The sequence below is a fragment of the Pseudomonas sp. JH-2 genome (assembly GCF_036231725.1).
GTDB lineage: Bacteria > Pseudomonadota > Gammaproteobacteria > Pseudomonadales > Pseudomonadaceae > Pseudomonas > Pseudomonas delhiensis.
Genome location: NZ_JAZAQP010000029.1, coordinates 47,491 through 64,196, shown reverse-complemented (window position 1 = coordinate 64,196; position 16,706 = coordinate 47,491). Strand labels below are relative to the sequence as shown.

Genomic DNA, 16,706 nt, shown 5'->3' with positions numbered 1-16,706 from the left:
GGCTCACAAAATCAGGTCGCGTAGTTCATCCGGCAGTCCACCGGGTTCCTTGATGGCGGCGAGGTCGGCCTCGGCCACCGCATTCCACTTGTCTTCGTCCCACAGCTGGAACTTGTTCAACTGGCCGACGAGCATCGCCCGCTTGTCCAGCCCGGCGTACTCGCGCAGCCGCGGCGGCACCAGGAAACGCCCGTTGCCGTCCAGCTCCAGGTCCACCGCGTTGCCGATCAGCAAACGCTGCAGGCGCCGCGTCTCTTCACGCAGCGAGGGCAGCTCGCGGAGCTTGGCTTCGATGAGTTCCCATTCGGGCAAGGGGTAGACGGTCAGGCAGGGGTCGACGGCATCGATGGTGACGATGAGCTGGCCATTGCAACGCGAAACGAGCTCGTCACGATACCGACTCGGCATCGCGAGGCGCCCTTTGGCGTCGAGACTGATGGCATTGGCTCCGCGAAACACGTCAGCGTTTCCCCCGGTGGTTGGCTTTCCTTGCCAGTTGATCCCACTTTTACCCACTTCATACCACTTGCGCACACTATAGAAATGCGCACTCCCCACCGTCAAGGCGAGGCCGGAGGGAAAAATCCTTATAGGACGGAGATTTAGCGTGCTTTTAAGAGGTTTCGTAGCGTTTTTGACGCTACCTGGAAAGGCAAAAAGCCCAGTGTTTTCAAAACACTGGGCTTTTCTACTTAAAGCAACTTCTTAAGATTTATGCTTCTTCCATCGCGCGACAAATGGTCGTTGTGGGAAGAAGTGGGAAAAGAGGAGAGAGTCGATCTGTAAGCCGGGTTCTGTCGAGGACAGCCATTCCTCTGGGACGTCCATCACTGAACGCCTCAAGCGACCTACCCGAATCCAGCGCGGGCCACGCAACGGATTCCTATTTGGTCTTGCTCCGAGTGGGGTTTACCTAGCCACGCACTGTTGCCAGCCGTGCGGTGCGCTCTTACCGCACCTTTTCACCCTTACCGGCGCTGTAGCGCTTAGGCGGTTATTTTCTGTGGCACTTTCCGTAGGCTCGCGCCTCCCAGGCGTTACCTGGCACTCTGCCCTATGGAGCCCGGACTTTCCTCCCCCATGTGGAAACCACATGGCAGCGACTGTCCAATCGACTCTCCGGCGCCAAGGTTAGCGGCAGCGGCTGCCTGCCGCAAGGGCAATCCGCCAGCCAGGGACGAAGGTCCCGGATTCGCCGGCAGGTGCTTCAGTCCGCCTTGCGCTCCAGCGCCGCCTGGTACAGCAGGTTCTTGCGCACTCCGGTGATCTCCGCCGCCAGCGCCGCCGCGCGCTTGACCGGCAGCTCCGCCAGCAGCAGGTCGAGCACCCGCAGCGCTTCGGCGTCGATGCCCTCCTCCCGCGGCGCTTCCCAGCCGGCCAGCAGCAGCACGCACTCGCCGCGCTGCTGGTTGGCGTCCGCCGCCACCCACTCGCGCAACTCGCCCAGGGGCAGGCCCTTGAGGGTCTCGAAGGTCTTGGTCAGCTCGCGGGCCAGCACCGCCTGGCGCGCCTCGCCGAACACCTCGGCCATGTCCTGGATGCACTCCAGCAGGCGGTGCGGCGCCTCGTAGAAGATCAGCGTGCGCGGCTCCTCGCGCAGCGCTTCCAGGCGCGCCCTGCGCCCGGCGGTCTTGGCCGGCAGGAACCCTTCGAAGACGAAGCGGTCCGACGGCAGGCCCGCCGCCGACAGCCCGGCGATCAGTGCGCAGGCCCCCGGCACCGGGACCACCCGGATGCCCGCGGCGCGCGCCTGGCGCACCAGGTGGTAGCCGGGATCGGAAATCAGCGGCGTGCCGGCATCGGAGACCAGCGCCACGTCGTCCCCCGCCAGCAGGCGGGTGATGAAGCGCCCGCCCTGCTCGCGCTCGTTGTGCTCGTGGCAGGCGGCCAGCGGCGTCTCGATGCCGAAGTGCTGCAGCAGGCGGATCGAGTGGCGGGTGTCCTCGGCGGCGATCAGGGCCACCTCGCGCAGGGTGCGCTGGGCACGGGCGCTGATGTCGTCGAGATTGCCGATGGGCGTAGCCACCACATACAAGGTACCGAGGGACACGCAGCACTCCTTAATCCCGAACCGGAAAATTCCCCATTGTATCCCGTTTCAGGCGCCCGCCATCGCCTCGGCCAGCCGCCTTGGGTACAATTGCCGACTCTTTGAATGCGCCACGAGAAGCCCGATGATGATCGCTCGACTGCGTCCGCTTTCCGCCCTGTGCCTGGCCACCCTGCTGGCCGCCTGCGCCAGCTCGCCCTCTTCCAACCTCGGCGAGTTGCCGCGCACCCCGAACGCCAGCATCGAGCAACTGCTGCAGCAGGCCGCCACCGCCAAGCCCGAGGAAGCCGTGCTGCTCAAGCTGTCGGCCGCGGACCTGGCCTACCAGCAGAAGGACATCGCCCGCGCCGCGCAGATCCTCGAGCAGCTGCCGATGGATAGCCTCAAGCCGGCGCAGCAGATCTTCGCCAGCACCCTGGACGCGCAGATTTCCCTGGCCCGCAACAAGCCCAAGGCCGCCCTCAAGGCCTTCGACCACCCCAGCTTCGCCCACCTGGGCGAGCTGCCGGTGGAACAGCAGGCGCGCAGCGGCCTGGTCAAGGCCCAAGCCCTGGCCGCCGATGGCCAGACCCTGGCCGCCGCCCGCGAGCGCGTGTTCGTCGACCCGCTGCTCAACGCCGAGGCCAGCAAGGCCAACCACGAGGCCATCTGGGGCCTGGTCTCCAGCCTGCCGGTGGAGCAGTTGCAACCGGTGGCCAACGAAGGCGACCTGAACGGCTGGCTGGAGCTGGCCCGCGTGGTGAAGAGCGCCTCGACCCTGCAGGAGCAGCAGGCCAACATCGACACCTGGCGCCAGCAGAACCCGCAGCACCCGGCGGCCAAGCAACTGCCGGACGCACTGGAGAAGCTCAAGTCGCTGGCCGCCCAGCCGCTGAACAAGATCGGCCTGCTGCTGCCCCAGCAGGGCCAGTTGGCCGGCGTCGCCCGCGCCCTGCAGGACGGCTTCATGGCCGCCTACTACCAGGCCCAGCAGGGCGGCAGCCAGCAGCCGGCCATCCAGCTCTACGACAGCAGCCAGGTGCGCTCGCTGGACGACTTCTACCGCCAGGCCCAGGCCGACGGCGTGCAACTGGTGGTCGGCCCGCTGGAGAAGCCGCTGGTCAAGCAGCTCGGCGATCGTCCGCAACTGCCCATCACCACCCTGGCCCTGAACTACACCGACAGCGCCCAGACCGGCCCGGCCCAGTTGTTCCAGTTCGGCCTGTCGGCCGAGGACGAGGCCCGCGAAGTGGCCCGCAAGGCCTGGGACGACGGCATGCGCCGCGCCGTGGCGCTGGTGCCGCGCGGCGACTGGGGCGACCGCGTGCTGGCGGCCTTCAGCCGTGACTGGCAGGCCCGCGGCGGCACCCTGATCGCCGCCGAGCACGTCGACCAGCCGGTGGAGCTGGCCCAGCAGATCGCCGACCTGCTCCAGCTGCGCCAGAGCGAAGGCCGCGCCAAGCGCCTGCAGGGCGTGCTCGACAGCAACGTCGACACCCAGCCCTCGCGCCGCCAGGACATCGACTTCATCTTCCTCGCCTCGACCCCGCAGCAGGCGCGCCAGATCAAGCCGACCCTGGCCTTCCAGTACGCCGGCGACCTGCCGGTCTACGCCACCTCCAACCTCTACACCGGCCAGAGCAACCCGGCGCAGGACCAGGACCTCAACGGCATCCGCTTCTGCGAGACGCCCTGGCTGCTGCAGACCGGCAACCCGCTGCGCCAGCAGGTCGTGGCCCAGTGGCCGCAGGCCGCCACCAGCCTAGGCCGCCTCTACGCCATGGGCGCCGACGCCTACCGCCTGGCCCCGCGCCTGCCGGAGCTGAAGGCCCTGCCGGGCATGCAGCTCGACGGCTTCACCGGCAACCTGAGCCTGGCGCCCAACCAGCGCATCCAGCGCCAGCTGCCCTGGGCGGAGTTCCGCAATGGCCAGGCGCAGGCACTGGAGAACGGCGGCCTTTGATCGGCGGGCGCGGCGGCTCCGCCGAACTCGGGCGCCGCGCCGAGCAGCTCGCCCGCGAGCACCTGCAAGGCCAGGGCCTGCGCCTGCTGGCGCAGAACTGGCGGTGCCGCCGCGGCGAGCTCGATCTGGTCATGCTGGACGGCGATACAGTAGTATTCGTCGAAGTTCGCTGCCGCCGGCACCAGGCCTGGGGTGGCGCCCTGGAAAGCGTGGACGCGCACAAGCGCCAGCGGCTGGTCGCCGCCGCCGAACATTTTCTGCAACAGGAAGCCCGCTGGTCCCGGCACCCCTGCCGGTTCGACGTAGTGGCGGTGCAACCCTCCGCGGGAACCCCACCCGCTCAACTGAACTGGATCACCAACGCCTTTGACACCTGATCAGACGCTCGACGAAAGGTCACACCTGATGGACATGCAATCCCGTATCCGCCAGCTCTTCCATGCCAGCATCGAGACCAAGCAGCAGGCCACGGAAGTGCTGATTCCGCATATCGAACAGGCCAGCATGGTGATGGTCAATGCCCTGCTCAACGAAGGCAAGATCCTCAGTTGCGGCAACGGCGGCTCGGCGGGCGACGCCCAGCATTTCTCCTCGGAACTGCTCAACCGCTTCGAGCGCGAGCGCCCGAGCCTGCCCGCCGTGGCCCTGACCACCGACAGCTCGACCATCACCTCGATCGCCAACGACTACAGCTACAACGAGGTGTTCTCCAAGCAGATCCGCGCCCTCGGCCAGCCCGGCGACGTGCTGCTGGCTATTTCCACCAGCGGCAACTCGGCCAACGTCATCCAGGCCATCCAGGCCGCCCACGACCGCGAGATGGTGGTGGTGGCCCTGACCGGCCGCGACGGCGGCGGCATGGCCTCGCTGCTGCTGCCGGAGGATGTCGAGATCCGCGTGCCGGCCAAGGTGACCGCACGCATCCAGGAAGTGCACCTGCTGGTGATCCACTGCCTGTGCGACCTCATCGATCGTCAACTGTTCGGGAGTGAAGAATGAGTCGTAGTCCGCTGACCCTCGCCGGCCTCCTTGCCCTGACCCTGGTCATGGGCGGCTGCAGCAGCTTCCTCAGCGCCACCCGCGAGGAGCCCATCGACGACAACCGCGGCACCCGCACCATCGGCAGCACCATCGACGACTCGCTGATCGAGACCAAGGTCGCGGTCAACGTCGCCAAGGCCGATCCGGACCTGGACCGCAACTCGCACGTCGTCGTCATCAGCTACAACGGCGTGGTCCTGCTGGCCGGCCAGACGCCGCGCGCCGACCTGAAGAACAAGGCCGAGCAGGCCGCGCGCAACGTGCAGAAGGTCAAGACCGTGCACAACGAGCTGCAGGTCATCCAGCCCTCCTCGCTGCTGGCGCGCAACAACGACACCTGGCTGACCACCAAGATCAAGACGCAGATGCTGGCCGACGCCAACGTGCCGTCCTCGCGCATCAAGGTCGTCACCGAGAACGGCATCGTCTACATGCTGGGCCTGGTGACCCGCCGCGAAGGCGACCTGGCCACCCAGGTGGTGCAGAACGTCAATGGCGTGCAGAAGATCGTGCGGTTGTTCGAATACATCGACTGAGCGAGTTCAGCCGGTTGAAAAAGCCCCGCCAAGCGGGGCTTTTTCTTGGCGCCGCGACCGCTGCAGGGCGCATAACCGTTCGCGGTTATCCGCCGTTGGCCAATTGCACCGGGACGCCCGGCGTGGCCGGTGAATCCAATCGCGGACGGAGTCCGCTCCTACGCCCGTGCTTCCGGAACAGGCTCTGTCCGCGATTCGGCGGATAACGCCGTAGGCGTTATTCGCCCTACGGTTCCGGAGAAATGCCACCACAGGATGGGTTGGGCGAAGCGATACCCACCTCGGCGCGCTCTGCAAAGCAGGCTCCTACGGGCCCACCTGCCCGCCGACGAACCATCACAACCGCGCAGGCATGAAAAAGGCGATCCTCGGATCGCCTTTTTTCTTACTTGACCACCTTCAGGCTGGGTCGCCCGCTGGGCTTTGGCGGCTCGTCGCTGGGGCCGCCGTCGTCCTGCAGCTCCTCGTCGTCCGCCGGCACCGGCGGCTCCAGGTCGAAGACCATGCCCTGGCCGTTCTCCCGCGCATAGACCGCCATCACCGCCTGGGACGGGATGTACAGGCTCTGCGCCACGCCGCCGAAGCGCCCCTCGAAGCTCACCGCCTCGTTGTCCATCAGCAGGTGGCGCACCGCCGTGGGCGACACGTTGAGGACGATCTGGCCGTCACTGGCATAGCCCGGCGGCACCTTGACCCCCGGGTACTCGGCGTTCACCAGGATATGCGGTGTACAGCCGTTGTCGACGATCCACTCATAGAGGGCTCGTACGAGGTAGGGTCGACTGGAATTCATCATCGGTTTCCTTAGCGCATATCACGTTCGATGGAGGACAGACTAGCCTGGAAGCTGTCACGGGCGAACTGCCGCTCCATGTAATCGAGCAACGGCTTGGCCTGCCGCGGCAGCTCGATGCCGAGTCGGGGCAGGCGCCAGAGGATCGGCAGCAGGCAGCAGTCGACCAGGCTCAACTCCTCGCTGAGGAAGAAAGGCTTCTCGGCGAACAGCGGCGACACACCCGTTAGACTCTCACGCAACTCCTTGCGCGCCAAGGCGCGATCGCCATCCTTCTGACGATCGTCGAGGATGCGGTCGACCAGGGCGCACCAGTCGCGCTGGATGCGGTGCACCAGCAGGCGGGTGTTGGCGCGCGCCACCGGGTACACCGGCATCAGCGGCGGGTGCGGGTAGCGCTCTTCCAGGTATTCCATGATCACCGTCGACTCGTAGAGCACGAGGTCGCGGTCGACCAGGGTCGGCACGCTGGCGTAGGGGTTCACCTCGGCCAGCTTCGGCGGGCAGCGCCCGGCCTGGACCTCGACGATGTCGGCCTGGACGTTCTTTTCCGCCAGGACCAGACGCACGCGGTGGCAGTAGTGATCGGCAGGGTCGGAGTAACAGGTGAGTTTATTGACTGCGGCCATGCCGGGCCTCCTCGCAACAGCATTTCAGGGAGGTAAAAAGACGCGCGCGCCCCGAGGGGCGCGCGCGCTTCAACGCTTGGAGCTGGCTGTGCTTAGTGCACGTCCTTCCAGTATTCGCGCTTGAGCAGGTAGGCGAACACGAAGAAGAAGGCCAGGTACAGCAGGACGTAGGTGCCGATGCGGTGGGAATCCAGCTTGTTCGGGTCAGCCGAGTAAGCCAGGAAGGTCACCAGGTTCTTCACCTTCTCGTCGAACTGTGCTTCGGTCAGCTGGCCGGTCTTCGGCACCACGGTGAGCTGGTCGCAGGCCTCGTGGGTCAGCGGCGTACCGGTCAGCGGATCGAACTGCTTCTTGCCATTTTCCACGACCTGGATCTGCTTGCAACCGATAACCTGGCGACCTTGCACGCTACCCAGCACGTTGGGCATGCCGACGTTCGGGAACACCTTGTTGTTCACCCCCCACGGACGCTTGGGGTCCTCGTAGAAGGAGCGCAGGTAGGTGTACAGCCAGTCGGTGCCACGCACGCGGGCCACCAGGGTCAGGTCCGGCGGCGCGGCGCCGAACCAGACCTTGGCGTCGGCCGGCTTCATGCCGATGTCCATGTGGTCGCCGATCTTCGCCCCGGTGAACACCAGGTGGCTCAGCATCAGCTCCTCGGGAATCCCGAGGTCACGGGAAACGCGCTCGTAACGCTGGAACTTGGCGCTGTGGCAACCCATGCAGTAGTTGGCGAAGGTACGCGCGCCATCCTGCATGGCCGCTTTGTCGGTCAGGTCGATGTCGACGTGATCGAGGGCCGGTCCGTGGCCTTCGGCGGCGAAGCCGAAGAGGGGCACCAGGGCCAGAATCAATGCTGCGAATTGCTTTTTCATCAGCCAGTCACCCTTTCCGGAACCGGTTTGGTTTTCTCCATCCGGGTGTAGAACGGCATCAGGATGAAGAACGCGAAATACAGGATGGTGCACAGACGCGACAGCGTGGTGCCCAGCGGCGACGGGGCCTGGGAGCCGTAGTAGCCGAGGATCACGAAGGACACCGCGAAGATCACCAGCCAGATCTTGCTCAGCCAACCCTTGTAGCGGATCGAGCGTACCGGGCTACGGTCGAGCCACGGCAGCACGAACAGCACGGCGATGGCGGCGCCCATGGCGATGACGCCCATCAGCTTGTCCGGAACGGCGCGCAGGATCGCGTAGAACGGGGTGAAGTACCACACCGGGGCGATGTGCTCGGGGGTCTTGAACTGGTTCGCCATCTCGAAGTTGGGCTTCTCGAGGAAGAACCCGCCCATTTCCGGGAAGAAGAAGATCACGGTGCAGAACACGAACAGGAAGACCACCACGCCGAGGATGTCCTTGACGGTGTAGTACGGGTGGAACGGGATGCCGTCCAGCGGGATGCCGTTCTCGTCCTTCTTCTTCTTGATGTCCACGCCGTCGGGGTTGTTCGAGCCGACTTCGTGCAGCGCCAGGATGTGCAGCACGACCAGGCCGAGCAGGACGATCGGCAAGGCGATCACGTGCAGGGCGAAGAAGCGGTTCAGGGTGATGCCGGAGATCAGGAAGTCACCGCGGATCCACTGCGCCAGCGCCTCGCCCACCACCGGGATGGCGCCGAACAGCGAGATGATCACCTGGGCGCCCCAGTAGGACATCTGGCCCCAGGGCAGCAGGTAGCCCATGAAGGCCTCGGCCATCAGGGCAAGGTAGATCAGCATGCCGAACAGCCACACCAGCTCGCGCGGCTTCTGGTAGGAGCCGTAGAGCAGGCCGCGGAACATGTGGAGGTAGACCACGATGAAGAACGCCGATGCACCGGTGGAGTGCATGTAGCGGATGATCCAGCCGTAGTCCACATCACGCATGATGTATTCCACGGAGGCGAAGGCTTCTTCCGACGACGGCGTGAAGCTCATGGTCAGCCAGACGCCGGTGAGGATCTGGTTGACCAGCACCAGCAGCGCCAGGGAGCCGAAGAAGTACCAGAAGTTGAAGTTCTTCGGGGCGTAATACTTGCTCAGATGGTCTTCCCACATCTTGGTCGCGGGGAAGCGGGCATCGACCCAAGCCATGAACTTGTTCATCAGGCTTTCTCCTGGTCCACACCGATGGTCAGCACGTCACCATCGAGGCTATAGGGCGGAATCGGCAGGTTCAGGGGCGCGGGCTGGCCCTTGTAGACGCGACCGGCCAGATCGTAGTGGGAGCCGTGGCAGGGGCAGAAGTAGCCACCCTTCCAGTCCGGACCGAGGTCGGCGGGAGCGACTTCCGGGCGGAAGGTCGGCGAGCAGCCCAGGTGGGTACAGATACCAACGATAACGGCGAGTTCCGGCTTGATGGAGCGCAGCTTGGGATCGACGTAGGTCGGCTGGTCGGAGGCCTTGGATTCCGGGTCGGCCAGCTGACCCTCGAGGGTCGGCAGGGCGTCGAGCATTTCCTTGGTTCGGTGAACCAGGAACACCGGCTTGCCGCGCCATTCAGCGATGACCTGCTGCCCTGGCTCGATCTTGCCGACGTTCACCTTCACCGGCGCGCCGGCCGCCTTGGCCTTGGCACTAGGGAACCATGACCCCACGAACGGGACCGCAGCACCGACAGCTCCCGCGGCGCCGACCACCGAAGTGGCCGCGACGAGGAAGCGACGCCGGCCTGCATTCACGCCGTCATTACTCATTCAGTCGTCTCCCATCAGCTTTAGCCCGTTATCTTCTCGGGCCTTAGAGTAAAAGTTGTGCCGCAGAAAAATTCGCCAAATGGTAAAGAAAAGCCCTGTACCTGACAAGGTAATTACCCTTGAACAGGAAGCTGGAGCCCTTGTGCCACGCGGCTCTCAGGCGTGCGACACCTTGCCGCATAAATTGCCGGCCACCTTAATCCTAGGCATAAAAAAACGCCCAGTCCTGTTGGAGCTGGGCGTTTTTTTCGAAGCGCCGTATTAACGCTTGGAGTACTGCGGACGCTTACGCGCTTTACGCAGACCGACTTTCTTACGCTCAACCTCACGGGCGTCGCGGGTGACGTAGCCGGCTTTGCGCAGGGCGCTGCGCAGGGTTTCGTCGTATTCGATCAGGGCGCGGGTGATACCGTGGCGGATCGCACCGGCCTGGCCGCTGACACCACCACCGACGACGGTGACGTAGATGTCGAACTTCTCGGTGTTCTCGGTCAGCTCGAGCGGCTGACGTACGACCATGCGAGCGGTTTCGCGGCCGAAGAACACGTCCAGGCTGCGGTTGTTGATGGAAATATTGCCGGTACCCGGACGCAGGAAGACGCGTGCGGTAGCGGTCTTACGACGGCCAGTGCCGTAATTTTGAGTCGCCGACATGATGAGCTATCCCGTTAAATCTTCAGTTCTTGAGGCTGCTGAGCGGTGTGCGGGTGGCTGGCACCCTTGTACACTTTCAGCTTGCGGTACATGTCGCGACCCAGCGGGTTCTTCGGCAGCATGCCTTTGACCGCGATCTCGATGACGCGCTCGGGAGCCTTGGCAATCAGCTTCTCGAAGTTGATCGACTTGATACCGCCCGGGAAGCCCGAGTGGTGGTAGTACATCTTGTCGGTGGTTTTCGCGCCAGTGACACGAACCTGCTCGGCGTTGATGACGACGATGTAGTCGCCGGTGTCAACGTGCGGGGTGTATTCCGGCTTGTGCTTGCCGCGCAGGCGGGTAGCGATTTCGGTAGCCAGGCGACCCAGGGTCAGGCCAGCAGCGTCGACGACGAACCAGTCGCGCTTAACAGTTTCTGGTTTCGCGGTGAAAGTTTTCATTCGTTATAGCCTCAGGGGCCGCCTGAAAATAAGACGGCGAATCTTACTGGACAGTGGTTGCCTTGACAAGTCAAGGACAGCCAGAAACAGACACGATTTGGGGCTCGGGTCAGTGTGCGTCCGTAACGACTAGATGTATCAATCGGCAGGCTAGGCATCCCCCACCGATGAAAGGCTGGCGAATTATGCAGATTCCGGCAGAATTTACAACCTCGTCGACACTCGATTTCACTAGGAGAAGCGCATGGAGTACCGCCCGCTCGGCCGCACCGGACTGCAAGTCAGCGCCCTGTGCCTCGGCACCATGACCTGGGGGGAGCAGAACAGCGAAGCCCAGGCCTTCGCCCAGATCGACCTGGCCAAGGCCGCCGGCGTCAACTTCATCGACACCGCCGAGATGTACCCGGTGCCGCCGCGCGCCGAAACCTACTCGCGCACCGAGCAGATCATCGGCAACTGGTTCCGCCAGCGCGGCGACCGCGCCGACTGGATCCTGGCCAGCAAGGTGGCCGGCCCCGGCAACGGCATCAGCCACATCCGCGACGGCCAGCTCAGGCATGACCGCAAGAACATCGTGGCCGCGCTGGACGCCAGCCTGAAGCGCCTGCAGACCGACTGGATCGACCTGTACCAGCTGCACTGGCCCGAGCGCAGCACCAACTTCTTCGGCCAGCTCGGCTACCAGCACAAGGCCCAGGACTTCACCCCGCTGGAGGAAACCCTGGACGTGCTCGACGAGCAGGTGCGCGCCGGCAAGATCCGCCACGTCGGCCTGTCCAACGAGACGCCCTGGGGCACCATGCGCTTCCTGCAGCTGGCCGAGCAGCGCGGCTGGCCAAGGGCGGTGTCGATCCAGAACCCCTACAACCTGCTCAACCGCAGCTTCGAGGTGGGCCTGGCGGAAATCGCCATCCGCGAGCGCTGCGGCCTGCTGGCCTACTCGCCGCTGGCCTTCGGCATGCTCTCGGGCAAGTACGACAACGGCGCGCGCCCGGCCAACGCCCGCATCACCCTGTTCAGCCGCTTCACCCGCTACACCAACCCGCAGAGCGAGCGCGCCTGCGCTCGCTACGTGGCCCTGGCCCGCGAGCACGGCCTGGACCCGGCGCAAATGGCCCTGGCCTTCGTCACCCGCCAGCCGTTCGTGACCAGCAACATCATTGGCGCGACCTCGCTGGAGCAGCTGGAAAGCAACCTGGGCAGCCTCCACCTGCAGCTCTCGGAAGAGGTACTGGCCGGCATCGAGGCGATCCACAAGGACCAGCCCAACCCGGCGCCCTGAGAGCAGCCCCTGTAGGAGCGAGCTTGCTCGCGAACCGCACTCTGCCGGACTGGCCCGGTGCAAGGAAGGTTCGCGAGCAAGCTCGCTCCTACGAAAGGCCCGCAGCCGCTTACAACGACCGGGCGATAATTTCCTTCATGATCTCGTTGGTCCCCGCGTAGATGCGCTGCACCCGCGCGTCTGCCCAGGCGCGGGCCACCGGGTATTCCCACATGTAGCCGTAGCCGCCGTGCAGTTGCACGCACTCGTCGAGTACCTTGCACTGCAGGTCGGTGGTCCAGTACTTGGCCATGGCCGCGGTGGGTACGTCGAGCTTGCCTTCCAGGTGCAGCTCCAGGCAGCGGTCGACGAAGGTGCGCCCGACCTGGATCTCGGTGGCCATCTCGGCCAGCTTGAAGCGGGTGTTCTGGAAGTCCGCCACGGCCTTGCCGAAGGCCTTGCGGTCGCGGGTGTAGTCGAGTGTCCACTTCAGCGCCGCCTCGGCCGAGGCCAGGGCGCCCAGGGCCACGGTCAGGCGCTCCTGGGGCAGCTCCTGCATCAGGTAGACGAAGCCCTGCCCCGGCTGGCCGAGCAGGGCCTCCCTGGGCACCCGCACGTCCTGGAAGAACAGCTCGGAGGTATCCTGGGCCTTCATGCCGACCTTCTCCAGGCGCTTGCCCTTCTCGAAGCCCGGGGTGCCGGCCTCGACCAGGAACAGGCTGGTGCCCTTGGCGCCGGCCTTGGGGTCGGTCTTGGCGACCACTATCACCAGGTCGGCGAGGAAGCCGTTGGTGATGAAGGTCTTGGAGCCGTTGATGACGTATTCATCGCCATCCAGCACCGCGGTGGTCTTCACCCCCTGCAGGTCGGAGCCGGCACCCGGCTCGGTCATGGCGATGGCGCCGACCATCTCGCCGGAAACCAGCTTCGGCAGGTAGTGCAGTTTCTGCGCCTCGCTGCCGTAATGCAGGATGTAGGGCGCGACTATGTCCGAGTGCAGGGAGAAGCCGATGCCGGTCAGGCCGAAGCGGCCGATCTCCTCGATCACCACGGCGCTGTAGAGGAAGTCCGCGGCCATGCCGCCGTAGGCCTCGGGGATGTGCGAGCAGAGCATCCCCGCCTCCCCCGCCTTGTTCCACAGGGCGCGGTCGATGTGGCCGTCCTTCTCCCACTGGTGGTGGAAAGGCACGGCTTCCTGCTCGAGGAACTTGCGCACGCTGTCGCGGAAAAGCTCATGGTCGGAACTGAACAGGGTTCTGGGGATCATGCTCGCCTCCTGGCGCCTCGCTGGAGGGCCGAATGTAGGGCAGCCCGCCGAGCGGCGCCTACTGGACACTTGCGCCAAAAAATAAGACGATCCAGCCGCCATTTGACCGGTTAAGCGTCGAATGCGGCCCTCAACAACAATGATAAGAACGATGTCCGAACAATCCGTATCTTCCCTGAAAAGGGTCAGCATTCTTGCGACCGACGGTGTCTTCGCCTCTACCCTCATGCAGGCGCGGGACTTTCTGCACATGGCCAGCCTGCGCTTCGGCAGGCAGGAAGGCCTGGGCCTCACGCCGCTGCTGCGCAGCCGCATCGTCAGCCCCGACGGCCAGCCGGTGCGCGCGTTCAGCGGCGACCTGCTGGCGGTTGACGGCGCCCTCGACGAATCCGACCTGGTGATACTGCCGGCCTTCTGGGGCGACTTCGACCAGTTGCTGGCGCGTTATCCACAGGTGGTGCCCTGGCTGCGCGAACGCCACGCCGCCGGCTGCGCCATCGGCAGCGAGGCCACCGGGGTGTTCTGGCTGGCCGAGGCCGGCCTGCTGGACGGCAAGGAGGCGACCACCTACTGGCGCTTCTTCGACGACTTCGCCGCGCGCTACCCCAAGGTGCTGCTCAACCGCGAGAAGCACATCACCGACGCCGACAATCTCTACGCCGCCAGCGGCGTGACCTCCGCCCGCGACCTCTACCTGTACCTGATCGAGCGCTTCTGCGGCGCCAACGTGGCCCAGGGCGTCTCCCGCGACATCCTCTTCGAGGTGCAGCGCAGCTATACCCCCGGGCGCCTGGGCTTCGGCGGCCAGAAGCTGCACCACGACCCGGCCATCCTGCAGGTCCAGCAATGGCTGGAGGAGCACTACGCGGACAAGTTCCGCTTCGAGGACGTGGCCCGCGAGCACGGCATGAGCATCCGCAACTTCATGCGCCGCTTCCAGGCCGCCACCGGCGACAAGCCGCTGCACTACCTGCAGCGCCTGCGCATCGAGACGGCGCGCAGCCTGCTGTCGACCTCGCGCAAGAGCATCAAGACCATCAGCTACGAGGTGGGCTACGACGACGCCAGCTTCTTCGCCCGGCTGTTCCGCCAGCACACCAAGCTGTCACCCAACCACTACCGCAACCAGTACCGGCGGAAAGAGGCCTGAAACACGCCAGCCGTAGGATAGGTCCCGTGCACCGGGGCAGCCGCCTATGATCGGGGCTGCCCTTCCAGAACAAGAACACGGGATACCGCCATGCGCCGCCTATTGCTCGTCCTGCTCGCCAGCTTCTGCCTGCCCGCCTTCGCCGCGGGGGACTGGAAGCCCTTCCCCTACGACCAGAACGCTTTCGACTATTCAGGCGACAAGCTGCGCAGCGCCTGGCCGCAGCTGACCCGCGGCTTCGGCGGCTACCCCTTCCCCGACGCTGCCTGGGTGACGAAGATGGCCGCCGCCCACCCGGACGCGGTGGCCAGGACCGTCGCCGCCGGCAGCGGCTTCAGCGGCAAGCCCGAGGAAGCCCAGGCCTACGCCGAGAAGCTGCAGGACGTATGGCGCAAGGTGTTCCGCGGCGACTTCGCCCAGGCCAAGCAGGACGGCCTGGCCCTGGGCGTCGGCGGCCAGGTGCCGGCGATGTTCGCCCAGGTGCTCTACGCCATGTTCCTGGCCCCGGCGGCGGACAAGCAGCAGTTGCTGGAGGAAGTGATCAGCTACACCGACCAGGCCGGCCCGCTGCTCAACGCCGACCCCATCGCCCAGTTCGGCCGCGCCTATGCCAAGGCCCGGTTGGCGGAGGAACTGCCGGTGCCGGTGGTGCTCAAGCGCGGCTACACCAGCGACATTCCCAGGGAACTGGACGCCATCCTCGCCAAACAGCCCAATCAGCCCTTCGCCCTGGCACTGTACGGCGGCTACGAGGCCGGGGTGATCCGCAAGGTCGGCAAGCTGGTCGGGCGCATGACCTATGGCGTCAGCGCGGACAAGATGGAGAGCTACTTCGCCCGCTCCTTCCGCGCCAGCGACGACCTGCCCATCGGGCACTACGAATATGCCAACGCGCTGGGCTACGTGTATGGCGATGACGAGCAGCGGAAGGCCCTGGAACAACTGCAGAAAGCGGTAGCGATCAAGCCGATCAACGCCATGGAAGCCCTGGAAGTGGCGCACGCCAGGCAGTTGCTGCAGAAGGCCGAGGCGCAGACCGCGCAGCGCTGAATGCTTTTCGTAGGAGCGAGCTTGCTCGCTCCTACGAAGAGCCAGAAACGAAAAAGGGCTGCCATCCGGCAGCCCTTTTCGCATCACCACTACCCCATCAAGGCCGGTGCGGCCGGCTGAGGAACTCGTGGGACTGCATCTCCAGCAGGCGGCTCAAGGTGCGCTGGAACTCGAACTCCAGGCGGCCGCCGGTGTACAGGTCCTTCAGCTCGACCTCGGCGGAGATGATCAGCTTGACGTTGCGGTCGTAGAACTCGTCCACCAGGTTGATGAAGCGGCGGGCCATGTCGTCCTTGGCCACGTTCATCTGCTCGACGTTGGAGATCAGCACCGCATGGAAGATCTTCGCCAGCTCGATGTAGTCGTTCTGGCTGCGCGGGCCGTCGCACAGCTCGCGGTACTCGAACCAGGCCACGTCGTCGCAGGTCAGGCGCGCGCGGATCTCGCGGTTCTCGATCATCAGTACGTCGTCACGGGTGGCCGCGGCGCATTCCGGGGTGAGCTTGCGGAAGTCGCGGGCCATGGCCTGCTCGGCCTGCTCGGTGAGCGGCCAGTGGTACAGCTCGGCCTGCTCCAGGGCGCGCAGGCGGTAGTCCACGCCGCTGTCGACGTTGACCACCTCGGTGTGCTCCTTGAGCAGGGCGATGGCCGGCAGGAAGCGGGCGCGCTGCAGGCCGTCCCGGTACAGGCCGTCGGGCACGATGTTGGAGGTCGCCACCAGGCTGACGCCGTTCTTGAACAGTTCCTCCAGCAGGGTCGCGAGAATCATGGCGTCGGTGATGTCGGAGACGAAGAATTCGTCGAAGCAGATCACCCGGGCCTCGTCGGCGAAGCGCTTGCCGATGATGGTCAGCGGGTTCTTCTCGCCCTTGAGGGTCTTCATTTCCTCGTGCACGCGCTTCATGAAGCGGTGGAAGTGCGTGCGCATCTTCTGCTTGAACGGCAGCGCGTCGAAGAAGGTGTCCACCAGGTAGGTCTTGCCGCGCCCCACGCCGCCCCAGAAGTACAGGCCCTTGACCGGCCCGTTGGGCTTCTTGCCGAGCAGTTTGCCGAACAACCCGGGCTTGGCCTGGTCAGCCGCCAGCAGGTCGTCGTACAGACGCTGCAGGTGCTTCACGGCATTGGCCTGGGCCGCATCGTGGAAGAAATCGGGACGTTTGAGGTCTTCCTGGTAGCGCTGAAGAGGCGTCATGATCGGTAGCAAGGCAACGAAA

Annotated in this window: 18 protein-coding genes and 1 other RNA gene; 7 read left to right on the top strand and 12 right to left on the bottom strand. The window is 65.1% G+C overall.

The genetic code is table 11. The annotated features are described in order from the left end of the window. Positions 1 to 3: 3 nt before the first annotated feature. The 3 genes from mraZ to rsmI all read right to left on the bottom strand — a co-directional run bounded on the left by mraZ (position 4) and on the right by rsmI (position 2,050). Positions 4 to 459 carry a division/cell wall cluster transcriptional repressor MraZ gene (gene mraZ, locus VV867_RS19585; protein ID WP_089390647.1) on the bottom strand — a complete coding sequence of 152 codons (456 nt, stop codon included), beginning with the start codon at positions 457 to 459 and terminating at the stop codon, positions 4 to 6. A 308-nt stretch (positions 460 to 767) separates the two neighbouring features. Then, positions 768 to 1,119, bottom strand: an RNA gene (gene rnpB, locus VV867_RS19580) — RNase P RNA component class A. 88 nt (positions 1,120 to 1,207) lie between these two features. Next, the gene (gene rsmI / locus VV867_RS19575; RefSeq protein ID WP_328567311.1) at positions 1,208 to 2,050 is read right to left on the bottom strand and encodes a 16S rRNA (cytidine(1402)-2'-O)-methyltransferase; all 843 of its coding nucleotides are present in this window, start codon (positions 2,048 to 2,050) and stop codon (positions 1,208 to 1,210) included. Between the two features lie 127 nt (positions 2,051 to 2,177). On the opposite strand from rsmI, the gene VV867_RS19570 reads away from it, so the two are divergent. The 4 genes from VV867_RS19570 to VV867_RS19555 are packed head-to-tail and all read left to right on the top strand — an operon-like array spanning position 2,178 to position 5,569. After that, a complete protein-coding gene (locus VV867_RS19570) occupies positions 2,178 to 3,992 on the top strand; it encodes a penicillin-binding protein activator (RefSeq protein ID WP_328567319.1) in 1,815 nt (604 codons plus the stop codon). Beyond that, positions 3,992 to 4,369 (top strand): YraN family protein, encoded by a 378-nt coding sequence (locus tag VV867_RS19565; protein ID WP_371921101.1) that lies wholly within the window; start codon positions 3,992 to 3,994, stop codon positions 4,367 to 4,369. Before VV867_RS19570 ends, VV867_RS19565 begins: the two co-directional genes overlap by 1 nt. Positions 4,370 to 4,397: 28 nt before the next feature. After that, positions 4,398 to 4,991 carry a phosphoheptose isomerase gene (locus tag VV867_RS19560; RefSeq protein WP_009617899.1) on the top strand — a complete coding sequence of 198 codons (594 nt, stop codon included), beginning with the start codon at positions 4,398 to 4,400 and terminating at the stop codon, positions 4,989 to 4,991. Continuing rightward, positions 4,988 to 5,569, top strand: coding sequence for a BON domain-containing protein (locus VV867_RS19555; RefSeq protein ID WP_109932048.1), 582 nt, complete (start codon positions 4,988 to 4,990; stop codon positions 5,567 to 5,569). The genes VV867_RS19560 and VV867_RS19555 overlap by 4 nt, the downstream gene beginning before the upstream one ends. A 385-nt stretch (positions 5,570 to 5,954) precedes the next feature. On the opposite strand, the gene VV867_RS19550 is transcribed toward VV867_RS19555, so the two are convergent. The 7 genes from VV867_RS19550 to rplM all read right to left on the bottom strand — a co-directional run bounded on the left by VV867_RS19550 (position 5,955) and on the right by rplM (position 10,764). Further along, entirely contained in the window at positions 5,955 to 6,362 is a 408-nt protein-coding gene (locus tag VV867_RS19550) for a ClpXP protease specificity-enhancing factor (protein ID WP_089390705.1), read from the bottom strand. Positions 6,363 to 6,373: 11 nt separating this feature from the next. Further along, complete coding sequence (locus VV867_RS19545; protein WP_109932050.1) at positions 6,374 to 6,991, bottom strand: glutathione S-transferase N-terminal domain-containing protein; 618 nt, start codon at positions 6,989 to 6,991, stop codon at positions 6,374 to 6,376. Between the two features lie 92 nt (positions 6,992 to 7,083). Continuing rightward, positions 7,084 to 7,866, bottom strand: a complete 783-nt coding sequence (locus VV867_RS19540) for a cytochrome c1 (protein ID WP_109932052.1) — start codon at positions 7,864 to 7,866, stop codon at positions 7,084 to 7,086. Continuing rightward, the gene (locus VV867_RS19535; RefSeq protein WP_109932054.1) at positions 7,866 to 9,077 is read right to left on the bottom strand and encodes a cytochrome b; all 1,212 of its coding nucleotides are present in this window, start codon (positions 9,075 to 9,077) and stop codon (positions 7,866 to 7,868) included. Before VV867_RS19535 ends, VV867_RS19540 begins: the two co-directional genes overlap by 1 nt. Next, on the bottom strand, positions 9,077 to 9,667 hold the full coding sequence (petA, locus tag VV867_RS19530; RefSeq protein WP_109932056.1) for a ubiquinol-cytochrome c reductase iron-sulfur subunit: 591 nt from the start codon (positions 9,665 to 9,667) through the stop codon (positions 9,077 to 9,079). Before petA ends, VV867_RS19535 begins: the two co-directional genes overlap by 1 nt. A 261-nt stretch (positions 9,668 to 9,928) precedes the next feature. Beyond that, positions 9,929 to 10,321, bottom strand: a complete 393-nt coding sequence (gene rpsI, locus VV867_RS19525) for a 30S ribosomal protein S9 (protein WP_009617885.1) — start codon at positions 10,319 to 10,321, stop codon at positions 9,929 to 9,931. A gap of 14 nt (positions 10,322 to 10,335) precedes the next feature. Further along, positions 10,336 to 10,764, bottom strand: coding sequence for a 50S ribosomal protein L13 (gene rplM, locus VV867_RS19520; RefSeq protein WP_109932058.1), 429 nt, complete (start codon positions 10,762 to 10,764; stop codon positions 10,336 to 10,338). Between the two features lie 244 nt (positions 10,765 to 11,008). Here rplM and VV867_RS19515 point away from each other — a divergent pair, with 244 nt between their 5' ends. After that, positions 11,009 to 12,046, top strand: coding sequence for an NADP(H)-dependent aldo-keto reductase (locus VV867_RS19515; protein ID WP_328567310.1), 1,038 nt, complete (start codon positions 11,009 to 11,011; stop codon positions 12,044 to 12,046). Between the two features lie 109 nt (positions 12,047 to 12,155). Here VV867_RS19515 and VV867_RS19510 read toward each other — a convergent pair whose 3' ends face one another. Beyond that, positions 12,156 to 13,292 (bottom strand): acyl-CoA dehydrogenase family protein, encoded by a 1,137-nt coding sequence (locus VV867_RS19510; protein ID WP_275627575.1) that lies wholly within the window; start codon positions 13,290 to 13,292, stop codon positions 12,156 to 12,158. 250 nt (positions 13,293 to 13,542) lie between these two features. Between VV867_RS19510 and VV867_RS19505 the strand changes: the two genes are divergently transcribed. Further along, positions 13,543 to 14,442, top strand: a complete 900-nt coding sequence (locus VV867_RS19505) for a GlxA family transcriptional regulator (protein ID WP_275630528.1) — start codon at positions 13,543 to 13,545, stop codon at positions 14,440 to 14,442. 90 nt (positions 14,443 to 14,532) lie between these two features. Continuing rightward, the gene (locus VV867_RS19500; RefSeq protein WP_275627576.1) at positions 14,533 to 15,492 is read left to right on the top strand and encodes a hypothetical protein; all 960 of its coding nucleotides are present in this window, start codon (positions 14,533 to 14,535) and stop codon (positions 15,490 to 15,492) included. 97 nt (positions 15,493 to 15,589) lie between these two features. Here the strand turns inward: VV867_RS19500 and zapE are convergent, their stop codons facing one another. After that, on the bottom strand, positions 15,590 to 16,684 hold the full coding sequence (gene zapE / locus VV867_RS19495; RefSeq protein ID WP_275627577.1) for a cell division protein ZapE: 1,095 nt from the start codon (positions 16,682 to 16,684) through the stop codon (positions 15,590 to 15,592). Positions 16,685 to 16,706: the final 22 nt, after the last annotated feature.

Bases quoted from the DNA above. Each gene is read 5' to 3' on its own strand.
- VV867_RS19570 (WP_328567319.1), top strand. From the start codon at position 2,178: ATGATCGCTCGACTGCGTCCGCTTTCCGCCCTGTGCCTGGCCACCCTG.
- VV867_RS19560 (WP_009617899.1), top strand. From the start codon at position 4,398: ATGGACATGCAATCCCGTATCCGCCAGCTCTTCCATGCCAGCATCGAG.
- VV867_RS19555 (WP_109932048.1), top strand. From the start codon at position 4,988: ATGAGTCGTAGTCCGCTGACCCTCGCCGGCCTCCTTGCCCTGACCCTG.
- VV867_RS19550 (WP_089390705.1), bottom strand. From the start codon at position 6,362: ATGAATTCCAGTCGACCCTACCTCGTACGAGCCCTCTATGAGTGGATC.
- VV867_RS19545 (WP_109932050.1), bottom strand. From the start codon at position 6,991: ATGGCCGCAGTCAATAAACTCACCTGTTACTCCGACCCTGCCGATCAC.
- VV867_RS19540 (WP_109932052.1), bottom strand. From the start codon at position 7,866: ATGAAAAAGCAATTCGCAGCATTGATTCTGGCCCTGGTGCCCCTCTTC.
- VV867_RS19535 (WP_109932054.1), bottom strand. From the start codon at position 9,077: ATGAACAAGTTCATGGCTTGGGTCGATGCCCGCTTCCCCGCGACCAAG.
- petA (WP_109932056.1), bottom strand. From the start codon at position 9,667: ATGAGTAATGACGGCGTGAATGCAGGCCGGCGTCGCTTCCTCGTCGCG.
- rpsI (WP_009617885.1), bottom strand. From the start codon at position 10,321: ATGTCGGCGACTCAAAATTACGGCACTGGCCGTCGTAAGACCGCTACC.
- rplM (WP_109932058.1), bottom strand. From the start codon at position 10,764: ATGAAAACTTTCACCGCGAAACCAGAAACTGTTAAGCGCGACTGGTTC.
- VV867_RS19515 (WP_328567310.1), top strand. From the start codon at position 11,009: ATGGAGTACCGCCCGCTCGGCCGCACCGGACTGCAAGTCAGCGCCCTG.
- VV867_RS19510 (WP_275627575.1), bottom strand. From the start codon at position 13,292: ATGATCCCCAGAACCCTGTTCAGTTCCGACCATGAGCTTTTCCGCGAC.
- VV867_RS19505 (WP_275630528.1), top strand. From the start codon at position 13,543: ATGGCCAGCCTGCGCTTCGGCAGGCAGGAAGGCCTGGGCCTCACGCCG.
- VV867_RS19500 (WP_275627576.1), top strand. From the start codon at position 14,533: ATGCGCCGCCTATTGCTCGTCCTGCTCGCCAGCTTCTGCCTGCCCGCC.
- zapE (WP_275627577.1), bottom strand. From the start codon at position 16,684: ATGACGCCTCTTCAGCGCTACCAGGAAGACCTCAAACGTCCCGATTTC.